The sequence below is a fragment of the Delftia tsuruhatensis NBRC 16741 genome, assembly GCF_001571325.1.
Lineage (GTDB): Bacteria > Pseudomonadota > Gammaproteobacteria > Burkholderiales > Burkholderiaceae_C > Comamonas > Comamonas tsuruhatensis.
Genome location: NZ_BCTO01000027.1, coordinates 112240 through 128050 on the forward strand (window position 1 = coordinate 112240; position 15811 = coordinate 128050).

The 15811-nt window shown below is 67.2% G+C and carries 15 protein-coding genes; 5 read left to right on the forward strand and 10 right to left on the reverse strand.

Annotated features, from left to right (window positions below):
* The first annotated feature begins 409 nt into the window (after nucleotides 1-409).
* The 3 genes from DTS01S_RS14770 to DTS01S_RS14780 are packed head-to-tail and all read left to right on the forward strand — an operon-like array spanning nucleotide 410 to nucleotide 4987.
* Nucleotides 410-1717 carry a dicarboxylate/amino acid:cation symporter gene (locus tag DTS01S_RS14770; RefSeq protein ID WP_061287971.1) on the forward strand — a complete coding sequence of 436 codons (1308 nt, stop codon included), beginning with the start codon at nucleotides 410-412 and terminating at the stop codon, nucleotides 1715-1717.
* 46 nt (nucleotides 1718-1763) lie between these two features.
* Nucleotides 1764-3644, forward strand: a complete 1881-nt coding sequence (locus DTS01S_RS14775; protein ID WP_061287972.1) for a sensor histidine kinase — start codon at nucleotides 1764-1766, stop codon at nucleotides 3642-3644.
* Entirely contained in the window at nucleotides 3641-4987 is a 1347-nt protein-coding gene (locus tag DTS01S_RS14780; protein ID WP_061287973.1) for a sigma-54-dependent transcriptional regulator, read from the forward strand. Before DTS01S_RS14775 ends, DTS01S_RS14780 begins: the two co-directional genes overlap by 4 nt.
* Nucleotides 4988-5034: 47 nt before the next feature.
* Here the strand turns inward: DTS01S_RS14780 and DTS01S_RS30490 are convergent, their stop codons facing one another.
* The 7 genes from DTS01S_RS30490 to DTS01S_RS14815 all read right to left on the reverse strand — a co-directional run bounded on the left by DTS01S_RS30490 (nucleotide 5035) and on the right by DTS01S_RS14815 (nucleotide 9115).
* Nucleotides 5035-5625, reverse strand: coding sequence for an FAD-dependent oxidoreductase (locus DTS01S_RS30490; RefSeq protein WP_139223859.1), 591 nt, complete (start codon nucleotides 5623-5625; stop codon nucleotides 5035-5037).
* Nucleotides 5626-5763: 138 nt separating this feature from the next.
* Nucleotides 5764-5967: a hypothetical protein gene (locus DTS01S_RS14790; protein ID WP_017407473.1), complete on the reverse strand. Its 204-nt coding sequence runs from the start codon at nucleotides 5965-5967 to the stop codon at nucleotides 5764-5766.
* A gap of 7 nt (nucleotides 5968-5974) precedes the next feature.
* Nucleotides 5975-6547: an RNA polymerase sigma factor gene (locus DTS01S_RS14795; RefSeq protein ID WP_017407474.1), complete on the reverse strand. Its 573-nt coding sequence runs from the start codon at nucleotides 6545-6547 to the stop codon at nucleotides 5975-5977.
* Nucleotides 6544-6765 carry a YgaP family membrane protein gene (locus DTS01S_RS14800; RefSeq protein WP_017407475.1) on the reverse strand — a complete coding sequence of 74 codons (222 nt, stop codon included), beginning with the start codon at nucleotides 6763-6765 and terminating at the stop codon, nucleotides 6544-6546. Before DTS01S_RS14800 ends, DTS01S_RS14795 begins: the two co-directional genes overlap by 4 nt.
* 111 nt (nucleotides 6766-6876) lie before the next feature.
* Nucleotides 6877-7344, reverse strand: a complete 468-nt coding sequence (locus tag DTS01S_RS14805) for a hypothetical protein (protein WP_016452892.1) — start codon at nucleotides 7342-7344, stop codon at nucleotides 6877-6879.
* A gap of 3 nt (nucleotides 7345-7347) precedes the next feature.
* Complete coding sequence (locus DTS01S_RS14810; protein WP_016446773.1) at nucleotides 7348-7956, reverse strand: peptidoglycan recognition protein family protein; 609 nt, start codon at nucleotides 7954-7956, stop codon at nucleotides 7348-7350.
* Nucleotides 7957-8167: 211 nt separating this feature from the next.
* The gene (locus tag DTS01S_RS14815) at nucleotides 8168-9115 is read right to left on the reverse strand and encodes a DMT family transporter (protein ID WP_061287974.1); all 948 of its coding nucleotides are present in this window, start codon (nucleotides 9113-9115) and stop codon (nucleotides 8168-8170) included.
* Nucleotides 9116-9260: 145 nt separating this feature from the next.
* On the opposite strand from DTS01S_RS14815, the gene DTS01S_RS14820 reads away from it, so the two are divergent.
* The gene (locus DTS01S_RS14820) at nucleotides 9261-10202 is read left to right on the forward strand and encodes a LysR family transcriptional regulator (RefSeq protein WP_061287979.1); all 942 of its coding nucleotides are present in this window, start codon (nucleotides 9261-9263) and stop codon (nucleotides 10200-10202) included.
* Here the strand turns inward: DTS01S_RS14820 and DTS01S_RS14825 are convergent.
* From DTS01S_RS14825 to DTS01S_RS14835, 3 genes are read right to left on the reverse strand one after another with little or no spacing between them, the layout of a single operon-like run.
* Nucleotides 10199-11764, reverse strand: coding sequence for a PhnE/PtxC family ABC transporter permease (locus DTS01S_RS14825; RefSeq protein ID WP_061287980.1), 1566 nt, complete (start codon nucleotides 11762-11764; stop codon nucleotides 10199-10201). The two genes, DTS01S_RS14820 and DTS01S_RS14825, sit on opposite strands and share 4 nt — an antisense overlap.
* Nucleotides 11755-12579: a phosphonate ABC transporter ATP-binding protein gene (locus DTS01S_RS14830; protein ID WP_061287975.1), complete on the reverse strand. Its 825-nt coding sequence runs from the start codon at nucleotides 12577-12579 to the stop codon at nucleotides 11755-11757. Before DTS01S_RS14830 ends, DTS01S_RS14825 begins: the two co-directional genes overlap by 10 nt.
* A gap of 19 nt (nucleotides 12580-12598) precedes the next feature.
* The gene (locus DTS01S_RS14835) at nucleotides 12599-13483 is read right to left on the reverse strand and encodes a putative selenate ABC transporter substrate-binding protein (RefSeq protein WP_016452887.1); all 885 of its coding nucleotides are present in this window, start codon (nucleotides 13481-13483) and stop codon (nucleotides 12599-12601) included.
* Nucleotides 13484-14070: 587 nt separating this feature from the next.
* Here DTS01S_RS14835 and lldP point away from each other — a divergent pair.
* Nucleotides 14071-15774: an L-lactate permease gene (lldP, locus tag DTS01S_RS14840; RefSeq protein ID WP_061287976.1), complete on the forward strand. Its 1704-nt coding sequence runs from the start codon at nucleotides 14071-14073 to the stop codon at nucleotides 15772-15774.
* Nucleotides 15775-15811 lie beyond the last annotated feature (37 nt).

Here is a 15811-nt window from a genome sequence, read left to right on the forward strand (position 1 = left end):
ACCCTGGGAGAGCGGGCCCCTCTACAGGCGCCGGAGCATCAGCCGCTGCTGCCGTCCTGCCCGGGCCCGGCCGGCGTTCAAACAGTTGCGCCATGGCCCGGGAGGGCCGGAGCCCGCAGATCGCGCCATCCGGTTTTCCGAACGGCGCCTGCATTTCATTGTTCGGATTTCCGTTCCACCTTATGCATAAAAGTAAGGTCGATATAGGCGAATCAAGCAGTTAGCGCGCGGCGCAGGTGCCGGATGCGGCTGGCACGGTCTGTGCACTGTCAGGCGCAGGCCACGTGCGTCGTGGTTGTGTGTGCAGGGAGACAAGCCCGTCTTCGCAATGGCATCCGGCAGAGGCCCGGGGGCTGCGGCGGACCGGGCTCGCTTGCAAGACCGAAATACGTCCAACGAAAAAATCCGCATGAAATTCAATCGCTTGACCACCATGGTGCTCGTGGCCATGGTCCTCGGCGTGCTGGTGGGCTATGCCTGCAACAGCTACGCGCCCACGCCCGAGGCCGCCAAGGAAATCGCCAGCTACTTCGGCATCCTCACCGATGTCTTCCTGCGCATGATCAAAATGATCATCGCGCCCCTGGTGTTCGCCACCCTGGTGTCGGGCCTGGCCAACATGGGCGACGCCAAGGCCGTGGGCCGCATCGGCGGCCGCGCGCTGGGCTGGTTCGTCGTGGCCTCGTTCTGCTCGCTGGCCATCGGCCTGATCTATGCAAACGTGCTGCAGCCCGGCCATGGCCTGAGCGTGGCCCTGCCGTCGTCGGCCGAAGGGCTGAACCTCAAGACCTCGGCGCTGAACCTCAAGGACTTCATCGCCCACGTGTTCCCCAAGAACATCTTCGAGGCCATGGCGACCAACGAGGTGCTGCAGATCCTGGTGTTCGCGCTGTTCTTCGGCATTGCGCTGGGCAACCTGCACAACCAGGCCGCGCGTTCCATGGTGGGCCTGATGGACGAAGTGGTCCACATCATGCTCAAGGTCACCGACTACGTGATGCGCTTCGCCCCCGTGGGCGTGTTCGGCGCCGTGGCCGGCACCATCACCATCCATGGCCTGGGCATGCTGTCGGTGTTCGGCAAGTTCATGCTGTGCTTCTACCTGGCCCTGGCCACGCTGTGGGTGCTGCTGATCGTGGCCGGCTACGTCGTGCTGGGCCGTGACATCTTCCGCCTGCTGAACCTGATCCGCGGCCCGCTGCTGGTGGGCTTTTCCACGGCCAGCAGCGAATCGACCTATCCCAAGCTGATGGAGCAGCTGGAGAAGTTCGGCATCAAGCCGCGCATCATCGGCTTCGTGCTGCCGCTGGGCTACTCGTTCAATCTCGATGGCTCCATGGTCTACACCACCTTCCTGGCCATCTTCATCGCCCAGGCCTACGGCATCGACATGACGCTGACGGCCCAGATCACCATGCTGCTGGTGCTGATGGTCTCCAGCAAGGGCATTGCCGGCGTGCCGCGCGCCTCGCTGGTGGTGGTGGCCGCCGTGCTGCCCATGTTCGGCCTGCCCGAGGCCGGCATCCTGCTGATCCTGGGCATCGACCATTTCCTGGACATGGGCCGCACGCTGACCAATGTGCTGGGCAATGCCATTGCCACGGCCGTGGTGGCCAAGTGGGAAGGCGCGGTCGATCCGAATGCCACCACGGACGACGACGAGTCGCTGCTGCCCATGGAGCACTCCCAGGAAGGGCGGCCCGCTGTCTCGGCCTGAGGCCCAGGCGGCGCTGGGGGGCACTGATAACATTGGTGCCTTCACCATGCCCGCCCGCCGCCCCCTGCGCCAGCTCATCCTGCTTTTGCTGTGGCTCGCCCTGAGCGGGCTGAGCGGCTGGGGTGCGTACCTGATGGCGCAGCGGCTGGGCATCGCCGATCTGCGTGCCACGGGCATGCACCGGCTGGAGCTGTACGGCGCCAGCCTGCAGCGCGAGATCGGCAAGTACGCCTTCCTGCCCGACGTGCTGGCACTGGAAGGCAATGTGCAAAGGCTGCTGGCCGAGCCCGGCGACGAGCAGCTCACCAACCGCGTCAACGCCTACCTGGAGCAGCTCAACGACCGCGCGGGCACGCTGACCGCCTACCTGGTCGATGCGCGCGGCCACGTCGTGGCCTCCAGCAACTGGCGGCGCTCCGACAGCTACATGGGCGAGGACCTGAGCTTTCGCCCCTACTACCGCACGGCCATGGCCACGGGCAGCGCGCGCTTCTTCGGCATTGGCACCACGCGCGGCGAGCCCGGCTACTACCTGGCCTCCACCCTGGGCGACGACACCCACACGCTGGGCGTGGCCGTGGTCAAGGTCAGCCTGGACCAGCTGGAGCAATCGTGGTCCACGGTGGAGGCGCCCGTGCTGGTGGGCGACGAGAACGGCGTCGTCATCCTGGGCACGGTCTCCGACTGGAAATTCACCACCTTGCGCACGCTGGACGAGGGCACGCGCGCCGCCTTCGACCACACGCGCCAGTACAACCGCCGCGCGCTGGAGCCGCTGGGCCTGCAGGTGCTGCGCGACCTGGGCCAGGGCGCGCGCCTGGTGCGCATTGCCCGCCATGGCGAGGAATCGCCAGGCTCGGTCTACCCGGTCAGCGGCCGCTTCCTGGCCCAGTCGCGCCAGCTGCCTGGCACGCCCTGGACGATCACCGTGCTCTCGCACCTGGAGCAGGTCGACCAGCTGGCCCAGAGCCGCGCGCTGGCCGCGGCCGTGGGCGCGGCCTTTGTGTTGCTGCTGGCCATGATGGTCAACGAGCGCCGCCGCCACCTGCGCGACCGGCTGGCCGCGCGCGAGGCGCTGCAGGCCGCGCACGACGAGCTCGAGCGCAAGGTGGAGCAGCGCACGGCCGACCTGTCGGCCGCCAACGAGGCGCTGCAGGCCGAGGTGGCCGAGCGCACCCACGCCGAGGCCACGCTGCGCGCCGCCCAGGACGAACTGGTGCAGGCCGGCAAGCTGGCCGTGATAGGCCAGCTGTCCACGGGCGTGGCCCATGAACTCAATCAGCCGCTGACGGCGCTGCGCACCCTGGCCGGCAACAGCCAGCGCTTTCTGGAGCGCGGCGATACCGAAACCACGCGCGTGAACCTGGAGCGCATGGCGCAGCTGGCCGACCGCATGGGCCGCATCACCGGCCAGCTGCGCAACTTCGCGCGCAAGTCCAGCGGCGCCAGCCAGGCCGTGCCGCTGGCGCATGCGCTGGACAATGCGCTGGCGGTGCTGGAGTCGCGCGTGGCCGAGACCGGCGCCCGCATCCTGCGCGATGACGGCGTGCCCGAGGCCGTGGCCTGGTGCGACCGCAACCGCATCGAGCAGGTGCTGATCAACCTGATCAACAACTCCCTGGACGCCATGCGCGGCCAGCCCGCGCCCTGCCTGGAGCTGGCCTGCGCCGTGGCCGATGGCCGCGCCCAGGTCACCGTGCGCGACCACGGGCCGGGCCTGAGCGAAGCGGCGCAGGCCCATCTGTTCCAGCCGTTTTTCACCACCAAGGAAGAGGGCGTGGGCCTGGGCCTGGGGCTGGCGCTGTCGGCCGGCATCGTGCGTGAATGCGGCGGCACGCTGACGGGCAGCAACCATCCGGGCGGCGGCGCCGTCTTCACGCTGAGCCTGGCCCTGGCTCCCTCCACACCCTCTGCCGACACACCATGACCGACGCCCTCAAAGTCCTGATCATCGAGGATGACCCCGACATCGTGCTCGGCTGCGAGCAGGCGCTGCAGCTCGAAGGCATCGCCTGTGAAAGCGTGGGCAGCGCCGAGCAGGCGCGCCGGCGCCTGTCGCGCGACTTCGCGGGCATCGTGGTCAGCGACATCCGCCTGCCGCGCATGGACGGCATGGCCTTCCTGCGCGAACTGGTGGCCATGGATGCCGAGTTGCCCGTGGTGCTGATCACCGGCCACGGCGACATCTCCATGGCCGTGCAGGCCATGAAGGACGGCGCCCAGGACTTCATCCAGAAACCCTTCGCCCCCGAAACCCTGGTCGGCGCCGTGCGCCGCGCCCTGGAGCGCCGGCGCCTGGTACTGGAGGTGCGGGCGCTGCGCCAGCAACTGCAGCAGCGCGACAGCCTGGAGCACCGGCTGATAGGCCGCGCGCCCAACATGCGGCAGCTGCGCCAGATGCTCACGGGGCTGGCGCAAAGCGCGGCCGATGTGCTGATCCAGGGCGAGACCGGCACGGGCAAGGAACTGGTGGCGCGCTGCCTGCACGAGGCCAGCGCGCGGCGCGATGGCAACTTCGTGGCCGTCAACTGCGGCGGCCTGCCCGATACGCTGTTCGACAGCGAAATGTTCGGCAGCGAGGCCGGCGCCTATACCGGCGCGGGCAAGAAGCGCATCGGCAAGCTGGAGCACGCCAGCGGCGGCACGCTGTTCCTGGACGAGATCGAGAGCATGCCCGTGCCCATGCAGATCAAGCTGCTGCGCGTGCTGCAGGAACGCGTGCTGGAGCGCCTGGGCTCCAACACCCTGATCCCCATCGACTGCCGCGTGATCGCGGCCACCAAGGTGGATCTGCTGGAATTGAGCCGGCAAGGCCTGTTCCGCGCCGACCTCTACTACCGCCTGAACGTGGCCACCGTCTCGCTGCCGCCGCTGCGCGAGCGGCGCGAGGACGTGCCGCTGCTGTTCGAGCACTTCGCGCTGCAGGGCGCCGCGCGCCACCAGCGGCCCGTGCCCGAGCTGACCACCGCGCGCGTGCAGCAGTTGCTGGGCTATGACTGGCCCGGCAACGTGCGCGAGCTGCGCAACGTGGCCGAGCGCACGGTGCTGGGCATCGAGGCCGGCTCGCCCCCCTTCGGCCAGCCGGCCGGCACCACCGCGCAGGACACCGCGCCCCGGCCGCTGTCCGCCACCGTCGAGGCCTTCGAGCGCGCCCTCATCGCCGACGCCCTGCGCCGCCACGGCGGCAGCCTGGCACGCACGTCCGAAGCCCTGGGCAGCCCCAAGACCACGCTGCACGACAAGATCCGCAAGTACGGGCTGGATGGGTAGGGGCTGGTTGCCCGCCTCCAACCCGGATTTTCGGGAAACGGCTTGGCCTACCTGGATTCGTAGGACGGGCGCAGTGCCGCAATCGCCTTTTGAATCGCAGCGCGCACGGCGGGCCGGTCGATCACCTCGCCACAGTGCAGCACGGGCAATGGCTTGCCCTGCCCGGGACGGGTTTCGTCGCGCATGACGGCCATATCGCCGTTGGCGCCATTGCCGCCTTTGGCGTTCTCTTGCTTGTGGTCGGCGTCTAGTCCACCGTAGATGACGCGCAGCCATATGAGAATCGAGTTGAGAAAATCGGTGTCTCGCCCCCCCAGCTCCAAGTCCGATCTGTCTACCAAAATAGTGGAATAATGATTTGGCGGAAATGGGAATATCATGCCTCCCGGTTCGCAGATGGCTCCCTTGCCAGAGCTTCCCTTTTTTGAATACGGTCTTCCACCCATTCGATCGGCTGCTTCAAGCAAGATCGGCGGTAAGCCCACGTGCATAAATTCATGGGCGCAAACCATTCCGGGAAATCCTGCGCCAATAGTCAAAAACTGTTTCGGTGGTGTGTGTTGGAAGCATCGCGCGGAATATTTTTCCGGATTTTCAGGATCGAATGGAAAGTCCGGGATGAATGCCTTGACATCCATGCCCTTTCTGGAAGGTTTTCTGATGGTGCGGACAAGTATTGGAGACGGATGGAGTGACGATTCGCCACAGTTGCGGTACTGGATATGGTGGCGGCACCTGAATCCAGTCTGTCAAGAATGCTTTTCGCAGATCGGAAATCAGCGTGCGGGGCCTTGGCTTTTGCTACCGCCTTGCTGCCAAGTTTGAAAAAGACCCACCAGCCAGCAAACGGGACATCCGCGCAGCAGCAGCACTGCGCCACCGAAAGCGGCAAGCCTGGGCAGCAGGGACAGGCTGTCCAGCAGCACTGCTGCGATCATAAAGGCCATGGCGGCTGCGCCGCGCAGCAGGTGGGTGCTCATGGAGCGGCTACAGAACATCGCGTGGCTCCTGCGGCATATCGTCATTGGCCCAGTAGCCGCTGGCCAGCAGGTGTTCGCGTAGCGTGGCGCGCGCGCGGTGCAGGCGGCTTTTGACGGCCTCGACGCTGATGCCGAGCTGCACTGCGGTTTCTGGGGCAGTGAGTTCATGCACGTCGCGCAGGATCAGCACTTCGCGGTAGGGTGGGCTCAGGCGTTCCATGGCGCGGGCCAGATCCAGTCGCAGGTCGTGGGGGATGGGCGCAGCAGCCGTTTGCAGTGGTGCCGTTTCTGGCGCGTCCAGGGATTCGGTGCGCCCGCGTCCGCGCAGCAGGCGCCAGCATTCGCGCTCCACGATGCGAAACAGCCAGGTGGCGAAGGTGGCTGCGGTGCGCAGCGCGCCTATCTTGCGGTAGAGCTGCCATAGGGCGATCTGTACGGCGTCCTCGGCATCTTCGGCGTTGCTGCAGGTTCTGCGGGCGAAGCGCTTGAGGTCGGGTTGGCAGACCGACAGCAACTGGGCAATGGCGCCGGGCTCGCCCCGGCGCGCGGCATCGATCAGGGTCGTGTCGGCGCGGCTCATGGCAATTCCTTCGGGTGTTGGCGCCCGAACATTGCGCAGGCCGGGCAAAAGCCGATGATGCCAGTCAGCGCGAGCGTGGCCGCGCCGGCGATCAGCAGCCAGAATCCGGTAGCGCTGCTGCCCGCCCAAGCCATTGGCGCGAGGGCGGCGAGGACAAGAGCCCCGGCGGTGCGCAGGGCGCGCTCCCACAGGGGCAGGTTTCGCTTGAGATAGAACATGAAGACAGGCCTTTGAAGGTTTGGGTCTTTGCCAAGAGGCTGCAAAACACCCAAAGGATTCAGGCGATGTCTGGATGTTGGGCAGCAGGCCGTCCGGCCTGCTGCCCCGGCTCAAAGCCCCGTCAACTGCGGCAATGCCTTCTCGCAGGCCTTGCGGCACAGGTAGCGCAGGTCCTGTTCACCATCTTCACTGCGCAGGTAGCCGGCGCCGGCGGCGTTGATGTTCCATTCATAGACCTTGCCCGAGCGCAGCAGCCGTCCGCTGAAACTGCAGGGCAGGATGATGGATTCCTCGTGGAAGCTGCCAGCCGAGACTTGCTTTGCCGTCGCGAAATAGCGGGCCACGTCGGTGGCGTCCAGGCTGACTTTCTCGCAGCCCATGGTCTCGCCCGTGCCTACGGAACGGGTGACCGGGCCGATGACGGAAATGGGCGCCGCCTTGGCCGCGTGTTTGTGCGTGGGCGTGGATGTGGATGTAGATGAGGCCTGCAGCGGCGCATGCAGGCACAGCATCACGGCAGCCCAGGCGGCAATGCGCAGGCTGCGAGAGGGATTGTTGAAAAGCTGGCTGGATGGCATGGCTCAGGCTCCCGTGAAGATGTAGCGCAGCAATTGGGCGCCTTCGGTCGCCTCCTTGCGGGCAATGGCGCCGTGGGAGTAGACATCGGACAGAAGCTTGAGCTTGTAGTGGTCCACCAATTGCTGGGTCAGCCATTTGGTCTGGAACAGCTGCGATTGGGTGGGCGCCTCGTAGTCCTTGGTCGATGGCAGGAAGCGGCCCACCACCTCGATGCCCACGGAGTCGCTGTTCGCCGGATAACGCAACGGATAGGCCTTTGTGTTCTCGTGCGATGACACATTCTTGGCCCGCTTGCTGAAGCTCAGGCCCTTTTGGTGCAGCAGGGCATTGATGTTCTTGAGTTCCGTGGGATCGCAGGTGCTCTCGTTGACGCAGCGCGGCTGAAGAATTCCCACATGCCAGCAGATGCGCTCAAGGCTGGCCGTCTGGTAGATCTTGCCGTCCTTCTCGATCAGAAAGTGTGCCCCCGTCTTCTGGCCGCTCTTGTAGGCATTGAGCACGCTGGCGGCCGTGGACGAGTCAGTGCGGTGCAGCACGATGGAGGTGACGGACAGCAAGGCGCCGTGCTCTATGGACGGATAGGTCTTGACTTCGACGCTTTTGTCTACCATCAATCCTTTTTCGATAGTGGCCAAGTATTTCTCCCTCTGTATTCCGGCTGAGTGAATGCGAATGGCGGAAAGCCGGGAGAGCATACGGGCGGAAAGGGGAAAAATAATTCGAAATGTACTGTGCACCTCTTTATTGGAAATATCTTGAAACAATTGGGTGGAGTTCATGAAGGATGGATGAATTCCAGAAATCTCCGGAATTCACAGGGGCTCAATGGCGGCGCAATGCAATGCCTGCGCGATGGCCCACAACTGCAACGAGGATGAAGCCCATTCCCGCCCACTGCGCCGCCGACGGAACAGCGCCAAACCAGACCAGGTCCACCAGCAAGGCCATGGCGGGGTAGACGAAGGACAGTGCCGCAATGGCGGGCGCCGGCAGCCGCTGGAATGCGGCATACATCACCGTGTACATGAAGGCTGTATGGACCAGTCCCAGGGTCAGCACCATGGAGGCGGCGCGCGCTGACAGCAATTGAGGGCTGGCTGCGGCGATATGGGTGAGCAGCGGCAGGGCCCACAGGCTCAGCACCAGTCCGCCCGCCAGCATCTGCAGCATGGCGATCTGGGCCGAGGGCATGTGGCCCAGGCGGCGCGTGGCGACCGTGGTGCCTGCGTAGAGAGCGGCGGCCAGCAGGGCCAGGGCGACGCCTATCCAGGCGCCTGTTCCAGCATGCGATGCATCCATGCCATCCAGCCCGACCAGGCCGCTGCTCAGCGCCACCCCCAGCAGGGCCAGCAGCAGCCAGGGCAGCTTGCGGCGTTCGACGGGCTCGCCCTGCAGCGCCGACAGGGCCAGCAGCATGAAGGGCTGCACGTGGTAGACCACGGTGGCCACGGCGATGGAGCTGTAGTGGTAGGCGCTGAAGAGGGCGACCCAGTTGAGCACCAGGGCGATGCCGCCGCCAGCCAGCCACAGCCATTCACGGCCTTGAGGGGCGACCCATTCGCGCCGCCAGGCCAGCCACAGGCCCAGGCCCAGTGCGCCCAGCACGCATCGGGCGAATACGACCAGCAGCGGCGGCAGCGCGCTTTCCACGACCAGCAGGCCGATGGTGCCCGACAGCGCCATGGCCAGCAGCATGCGCCAGGTGCCGCCCTGGCTGGCTCGGGGCCGCGTGGTTGAGGTTGCAGAGGTGAGGCTGGGGCTGTGGGACATGGTGTCGATTCCTGGGCGCGCTTCGGTATGGAGCGCATGGCCGTATCTTGCGGACCTTGCAATCAATCAACAATCCATGAGTCATTCAAATTAATATTGCCTGCCATGCAACAAAGACCGGAGTAGCGCCTTGCCCGATACCGCCATGCCCCTGGATGAAATGCTGGTCTTCGCCCGTGTGGTGGAGCACCAGAGCTTTGCGGGCGCGGCCCTGCAGCTGGGGCTGACGACCTCGGCCGTGAGCCGCAGCGTGGGGCGGCTGGAGGCGCATTTCGGGCTGCGGCTGCTGCAGCGCACCACGCGCTCGCTGTCGCTGACCGAGGCGGGGGCAGAGATCCATCAGGCCTGCCTGCGGCTGGTGGAGGATGCCCAGGCCGTGCAGGCGCTGGCCGGCCAGCTGCGCCAGCAGCCGCGCGGGCTGCTGAAGATCAGCGCGCCGGCCGTGCTGGGCGATCTCTGGCTGTCACCACTGCTGCCGGGCTTTTGCGCGCGCTGGCCCGAGGTACAGGTGCAGGTGGACATGACGGACCGCATGGTGGACCTGGTGGCCGAGGGGCTGGACCTGGGCCTGCGCATCAGCGTGCCGGGCCAGATCGCGCCGGGGCTGGTGGCGCGGCCGCTCAAGACCATCCGCTATGTGCTGGTGGCCACGCCCGGCTATCTGGCGCAGCATGCGCAGATCACGGAGCCCGGGCAACTGCTGGCGCATCCCTTCATCAGCCTGGGCTACGGCCAGTTCCAGAACGAGGTCGAATTGCGTCCGCAGCGCGCTGGGCATCAGCCGGCCGCGCCCGCTACGCGTCTGCTGGTGAATACGCCCATCACCATTGCCAGCAGCCTGGGCATCATCCAGGCGCTGCAGCAGGGGCCAGGCATCGGCGTGGTAGCGGACTTTGCTGCGCAGGCGGCGCTGCAGGCCGGGCAGCTGGCGCCCGTGCTGCCGGGCTGGGCGCTGTGCGGCAAGTACGCGCCGCGCGTGGTGCATGCGGTCTATGCGCCCACGCGCCATGTGCCGCTGAAGCTGCGGGCGCTGATCGACTACCTGGTCGAGGTGGAGGGTGACGGCGCCGCGGCCCCCGCCACCTAACCCATGCGCCTTCGCAGCGCCGCGCTGGCCCAGTCCACGGCCACGGACAGCGCCAGCATGGCGATGATGACGGTGCTGGCCTGGGCATAGTGGAACAGCGACAGCTCGAAGTACAGCAGCTGCCCCAGCCCGCCCGCGCCCACGAAGCCCAGGATGGCGGCCATGCGGATGTTCATCTCCCAGCGGTACAGCGTGTAGGCCAGCAACTGCGGCGCGGCGCCGGGCAGCGTCGCGTAGAGGAAGGCCATGGCGCGGCCGCTGCCGGACAGGCGCAGCGCTTGGGTGGGGGCGGCGGGCTGGTTCTGCAGGGCCTCGGCATACAGGCGCCCCAGCACGCCGGCCGTGTGCAGCGCCAGCGCCAGCGCGCCTGCGAACGGGCCCAGGCCCACGGCCAGGGCGGTGATGGTGGCCCAGACCAGCTCGGGCACGGAGCGCAGCACGTTGAGCACCAGGCTCCAGGGGGCGCGCCAGCGCGGCAGCGCCAGCAGCAGGCCCAGCACGGCCGCCAGCAGGGTGCCGACCACGGAAATGGCCAGCGTCTCCCACACGCCCACGGCCACCTTGCGCAGCCATTCGGCGCTGGTGTCGGGCGGGAAGAAGCTGATGACGAATTCCAGCATGGAGCGGCCCGCCGCGCCGGTGAACAGCGAGGGCAGGTCCATCTCCAGCATGGCAAAGCTGGCGGCCACGCCCAGCACCAGGGCGGCGCAGGCGAGGGCGCTGCGCCAGCCCCAGGCGCTGGCACGCGCGGCGGGTGGCGTGTCCAGCGCGCGGCGCAGGCCGCGCGAGAGCAGGTCGGCGCCCCAGACCAGCAGCATGAAGGTCAGCAAGATGGTGGAGGCCTCGCCGCCGTTGAGCATCTTCATGGCCTGGTCCATGAGCTGGCCCAGGCCGCCCGCGCCCACAAAGCCCATGACCACCGAGGCGCGTATGGCGCACTCCCAGCGGTAGACGGTGTACGAGGTCAGCTCGCGCGCGGCCTGGGGCAGCAGGCCGTACAGCATGGCCAGCGGCCGGCGCGCGCCGGCCTGCGCCAGGGCACGCGCGGGTGCGGGGTCGGCCGATTCCAGGATTTCCGCATAGACCTTGGCCAGCATGCCGCCATAGGTCAGTCCCAGGGCCAGCACGCCAGCGGCCGGCCCCAGGCCGAAGACGCGCACGAAGACCAGGGCCCAGACCAGCTCGGGCACGCCGCGCAGAATGGTGAGCAGGCCGCGCGTGACGGGATTGAGCGCCCGCCGCTCGCGCGCTGCGCCCGTGACGAGGTAGGCCAGCGGCACGGCCAGCACAAAGGCCAGGGCCATGCCGGCCGTGGCAATGGCCAGGGTCTCCAGCGTGGCGCGGCCCAGGTAGCCGAGGAAGTCGCGCCCGGTCTCGGGCGGAAGAAACGTGGCCAGAAAGCGGCCTATGACCTGCAGGTTGCCGGGATCGAACAGCGCGCCCAGGCTGAAGCCCGCGCCCTGGAACAGCGGCCACAGCACGACGGCGGCCAGCACCAGGGCGCCGAGGCGGCGGGGCGCGGCGGGGTCACGCAGCGCGTGCAGATCGGAACTCAACGGCATGCGGATGCGGACAGCGGTGCGGCAAAGGCGGCGGGCGCGGGTGTCCACGCAGGGCGGGAGGGATCATCGCCAGCATGCTCGGACCCATACAGCGCACGCAGGTGTTCCTGCGTGACTTCAGCCGCCGGCAGGTCGAAGGCGATGGCGCCATCGCGGATGCCCACGATGCGCGCAAAGCAGGCCAGCGCCAGGTCCACGGCATGCAGGCTGGCCACCAGGGTGGCGCCGCGCGCGGCGGCTTCGTGCACCAGCAGTTGCACGGTGGACAGGGCCAGGGCCGGGTCCAGCGCGGCCACGGGCTCGTCGGCCAGGATCAGCTCGGCCTGCTGGTAGAGCACGCGGGCAATGCCCACGCGCTGCAGCTGCCCGCCCGAGAGCTGGTCGCAGCGCGCGAACAGCTTGTCTGCCAGCTGCACGCGGGCCAGGGCCTCGCGCGCGCCAGCGGTGTCCTGTGGGTACAGCAGCGAGGCCAGCGCCTTCCAGGCCGGCCAGCGGCCCAGCCGCCCGGCCAGCACGGCCGTGACCACGCGCTGGCGCGGCGGTATGGGCGGCGCCTGGTGCACCGTGCCGATGCGCGCGCGCAGCAGCCGGGGAGCCCCCGCGCTGGACGCAGGCACCTCGTCGCCCAGCACGCTGCGCCCGCCCTGGCTGGGCGCCAGCGCCGTGCCGATGACGGACAGCAGCGTGGTCTTGCCCGCGCCCGAGGGGCCGATCAGCGCAATGGCTTCGCCCTGGCGTGCGGCCAGCGTCACGCCGCGCAGCGCAACGCCGCCGCCGGCGTGGGTCAGGCCCACGCCTTGCAGTTCAAAGCTCATGGATTACGCCTGCCGCGGCTTACTTGAGCAGGCCGGCCGACTTGGCGGCGGCCTCGATGCCTTCGTAGTTCGAGGCCTGGGTGGGAATGAAGCGCGCGGCGCGCTGCAGCTCCAGGATGGCCTTGTGCTCTGGCTTGGCCGGGTCCAGCGCCAGGAAGGCGTCGGTCAGCTTCTTGACCAGGGCCGGGTCCAGGTCGCCGCGCACGGTCCAGTTGTAGTCGAAGTAGGGCGGCGTGGTGGCGAACACGCGCACCTTGCTGGTATCGACCTTCTTGGTCTCCACCAGCTTGTCCCAGACCGATGCGTTGAGCACGCCGGCCTCGGCCTTGCCTGCGGCCACGAAGGCCACGGTGGCGTCATGCGCGCCGGAGAAGGCCACGGTCTTGAAGTCCTTTTCGGGGTTGATGCCGTCCTGCTGCAGGAAAAAGCGCGGCATCAGGCTGCCCGAGGTGGACGAGGGCGCGCCAAAGGCAAAGCTCTTGCCCTTGAGGTCGGCCAGGGTCTTGATGGCGGGGTTGGCCGTGATGAACTTGGAGGTGAACCTGGCGTCTTCCTCGCGCTGCACGATGGGGATGGCCGTGCCGTTGGTGCGGATCTTGGCCTGCACGAAGGTGAAGCCGCCCAGCCAGGCCAGGTCCAGCTTGCGCGTGGCCAGCGACTCGACCACGGCGGCGTAGTCGGTCACGGGCGTGAACACCACCTTCATGCCGGTCTGTGCCGAGAGGTACTTGCCCAGCGGCTCGAACTTGCGCTGCAGCTCGGTGGGGGCTTCATCCGGGATGGCCGAGACGCGCAGCACGGCGGGTTCGGCGGCCAGCGCAGGCAGGCTGGACAGGGTGGAGGCGGCCAGCACGCAGGCAGCCGCCTGGCGCAGCGCCGAGCGGCGCGCAGGAATGTGGTTCATGGATGGGCTCCGTTCAATCAGCCACCGCCGTCCGGATACACGGCGGTTTAATAAGGCGCCCGGGGTTGACACGGGCGCCGAAGGTACAAGGGCGGTACACCGACCGCTGAGGCTGCATTGTAGGGAGCGGGCTTTTCCGTTGGGGAGCGTCAGGCTTGAGCGCCGGACCTGCCGGCACAGCGCGGCCGCCGATCTTTTTCCCGCGTGCGCTGCGTTTGTGCACCGCCTGGGACCTTGCTTGGTCGGGGACTTGAACATGCGTTGCACCAAAATATCCATTATTGGTATGACCAATAAATATCCTGGTGCGTTATCTGCACTCTTTTAGGTGTTTACCCTGTTCATCTGCCCACTTGAAAGCTCTGAGAATCGCACCACTTCGCGCAATGGTCTGAATTTTGGCTTAATTGGTTGGACCAATTTGCCAATGGCCCACAAGGCGCCAGCGCGGGGAACACTCCCAGACACCGTTGCAGCCAGCCAGCAGACATCCTGTGCGGATCGCACCGTGTGCCAACGCTGCAACGAGAGGGAGTGGCCGACAAGGGGCGCTTACCGCGCCCTCCCCATCATCTAGAGACACGGTCATGCAAACCATCTGGCAGCAGAACTACGATCCCGCCGGGAACATCTGGATCTCGGCGCTGATCGCGCTGATTCCCATCATCTTTTTCTTCCTGGCGCTGACCAGGCTCCGTCTCAAGGGCTACCAGGCCGGCACCGTCACCGTGGCGCTGGCGCTGGGCGTGGCGCTGCTGTTCTACAAGATGCCCGTGAGCGCGGCACTGGCCTCGGCCGTGTACGGCTTCTTCTACGGCCTGTGGCCCATCGCCTGGATCATCGTGGCGGCCGTGTTCCTCTACAAGATCTCGGTCAAGACGGGGCAGTTCGACGTGATCCGCTCGTCCATCCTGTCGGTCACTCCCGACCAGCGGCTGCAGCTCATCCTGGTGGGCTTTTGCTTCGGCGCCTTCCTGGAGGGCGCGGCCGGCTTCGGCGCGCCCGTGGCCATCACGGCCGCGCTGCTGGTGGGCCTGGGCTTCAAGCCGCTCTATGCGGCGGGCCTGTGCCTGATCGCCAACACGGCGCCCGTGGCCTTCGGCGCCATGGGCATTCCCATCATCGTGGCAGGGCAGGTCTCGGGCGTGGATGCCTTCGCCATCGGCCAGATGGCCGGCCGCCAGCTGCCCTTCATGACCGTGCTCGTGCTGTTCTGGCTGATGGCCATCATGGACGGCTGGCGCGGCGTCAAGGAAACCTGGCCTGCGGTGCTGGTGGGCGGCGGCTCGTTTGCCCTGGTGCAGTTCCTCACGGCCAACTACATCGGCCCGGAGCTGCCGGACATCACTTCGGCCATCGTCTCGCTGGTGGCGCTGACGCTGTTCCTCAAGGTCTGGCAGCCCAAGCGCATCTTCCGTTTCGACACGGAAGGCGAGGGCGGCAAGGCTGCTGCCATTGCGAAGACAGCCACGGCGGTCAAGGCTCCCGCCGCCGCTTCCGGTGCACCGCTGACGGCCGGCGCCGTCATCAAGGCCTGGTCGCCCTTCATCATCCTCACGGCCATGGTGACGATCTGGAGCATCAAGCCCTTCAAGGCGCTGTTCGCCGCAGGCGGCCCGCTGGCCTCCACCGTCATCAACATCCCCGTGCCCTTCCTGCACAACCTGGTGGAGAAGACGCCCCCCGTCGTGGCCGCCGCTGCGCCCTACGGCGCGGTCTACACCTTCAACTGGCTGCTGGCCACCGGCACGGCCATCCTGATCGCGGCGCTGATCACCATCACCTTCACGCGCCTGTCGCCGGCCAAGGCCGTGGCCACGCTGGGCGAGACCTTCAGGGAACTGGCCGTGCCGATCTACTCCATCGGCATGGTGCTGGCCTTCGCCTTCGTGGCCAACTACTCGGGCCTGTCGGCCACGCTGGCCCTGGCGCTGGCACACACGGGCCAGGCGTTCACGTTCTTCTCGCCCTTCCTGGGCTGGATCGGCGTGTTCCTGACGGGCTCGGACACTTCGGCCAACGCGCTGTTCGCCGCGCTGCAGGCCACCACGGCGCAGCAGCTGGGCCTGCCCCAGGTGCTCACGGTGGCGGCCAACACCACGGGCGGCGTGACGGGCAAGATGATCTCGCCCCAGTCCATCGCCATTGCCTGCGCGGCCGTGGGCCTGGCAGGGCGCGAGTCGGACCTGTTCCGCTTCACGGTCAAGCACAGCCTGATGTTCGCCGTGATCATCGGGGTGATCACGACGCTGCAAGCCTATGTGTTTACGTGGATGATTCCGGGGTATTGACATGAAACACCCCCTGAGTCGCTGCGCGCCTTCCCCC

Coding starts and splice junctions, on each gene's coding strand:
- DTS01S_RS14770 (WP_061287971.1), top strand. CDS start 410: ATGAAATTCAATCGCTTGACCACCATGGTGCTCGTGGCCATGGTCCTC.
- DTS01S_RS14775 (WP_061287972.1), top strand. CDS start 1,764: ATGCCCGCCCGCCGCCCCCTGCGCCAGCTCATCCTGCTTTTGCTGTGG.
- DTS01S_RS14795 (WP_017407474.1), bottom strand. CDS start 6,547: ATGAGCCGCGCCGACACGACCCTGATCGATGCCGCGCGCCGGGGCGAG.
- DTS01S_RS14790 (WP_017407473.1), bottom strand. CDS start 5,967: ATGAGCACCCACCTGCTGCGCGGCGCAGCCGCCATGGCCTTTATGATC.
- lldP (WP_061287976.1), top strand. CDS start 14,071: ATGCAAACCATCTGGCAGCAGAACTACGATCCCGCCGGGAACATCTGG.
- DTS01S_RS30490 (WP_139223859.1), bottom strand. CDS start 5,625: ATGGATGTCAAGGCATTCATCCCGGACTTTCCATTCGATCCTGAAAAT.
- DTS01S_RS14830 (WP_061287975.1), bottom strand. CDS start 12,579: ATGAGCTTTGAACTGCAAGGCGTGGGCCTGACCCACGCCGGCGGCGGC.
- DTS01S_RS14820 (WP_061287979.1), top strand. CDS start 9,261: ATGCCCCTGGATGAAATGCTGGTCTTCGCCCGTGTGGTGGAGCACCAG.
- DTS01S_RS14810 (WP_016446773.1), bottom strand. CDS start 7,956: ATGGTAGACAAAAGCGTCGAAGTCAAGACCTATCCGTCCATAGAGCAC.
- DTS01S_RS14815 (WP_061287974.1), bottom strand. CDS start 9,115: ATGTCCCACAGCCCCAGCCTCACCTCTGCAACCTCAACCACGCGGCCC.
- DTS01S_RS14780 (WP_061287973.1), top strand. CDS start 3,641: ATGACCGACGCCCTCAAAGTCCTGATCATCGAGGATGACCCCGACATC.
- DTS01S_RS14825 (WP_061287980.1), bottom strand. CDS start 11,764: ATGCCGTTGAGTTCCGATCTGCACGCGCTGCGTGACCCCGCCGCGCCC.
- DTS01S_RS14835 (WP_016452887.1), bottom strand. CDS start 13,483: ATGAACCACATTCCTGCGCGCCGCTCGGCGCTGCGCCAGGCGGCTGCC.
- DTS01S_RS14805 (WP_016452892.1), bottom strand. CDS start 7,344: ATGCCATCCAGCCAGCTTTTCAACAATCCCTCTCGCAGCCTGCGCATT.
- DTS01S_RS14800 (WP_017407475.1), bottom strand. CDS start 6,765: ATGTTCTATCTCAAGCGAAACCTGCCCCTGTGGGAGCGCGCCCTGCGC.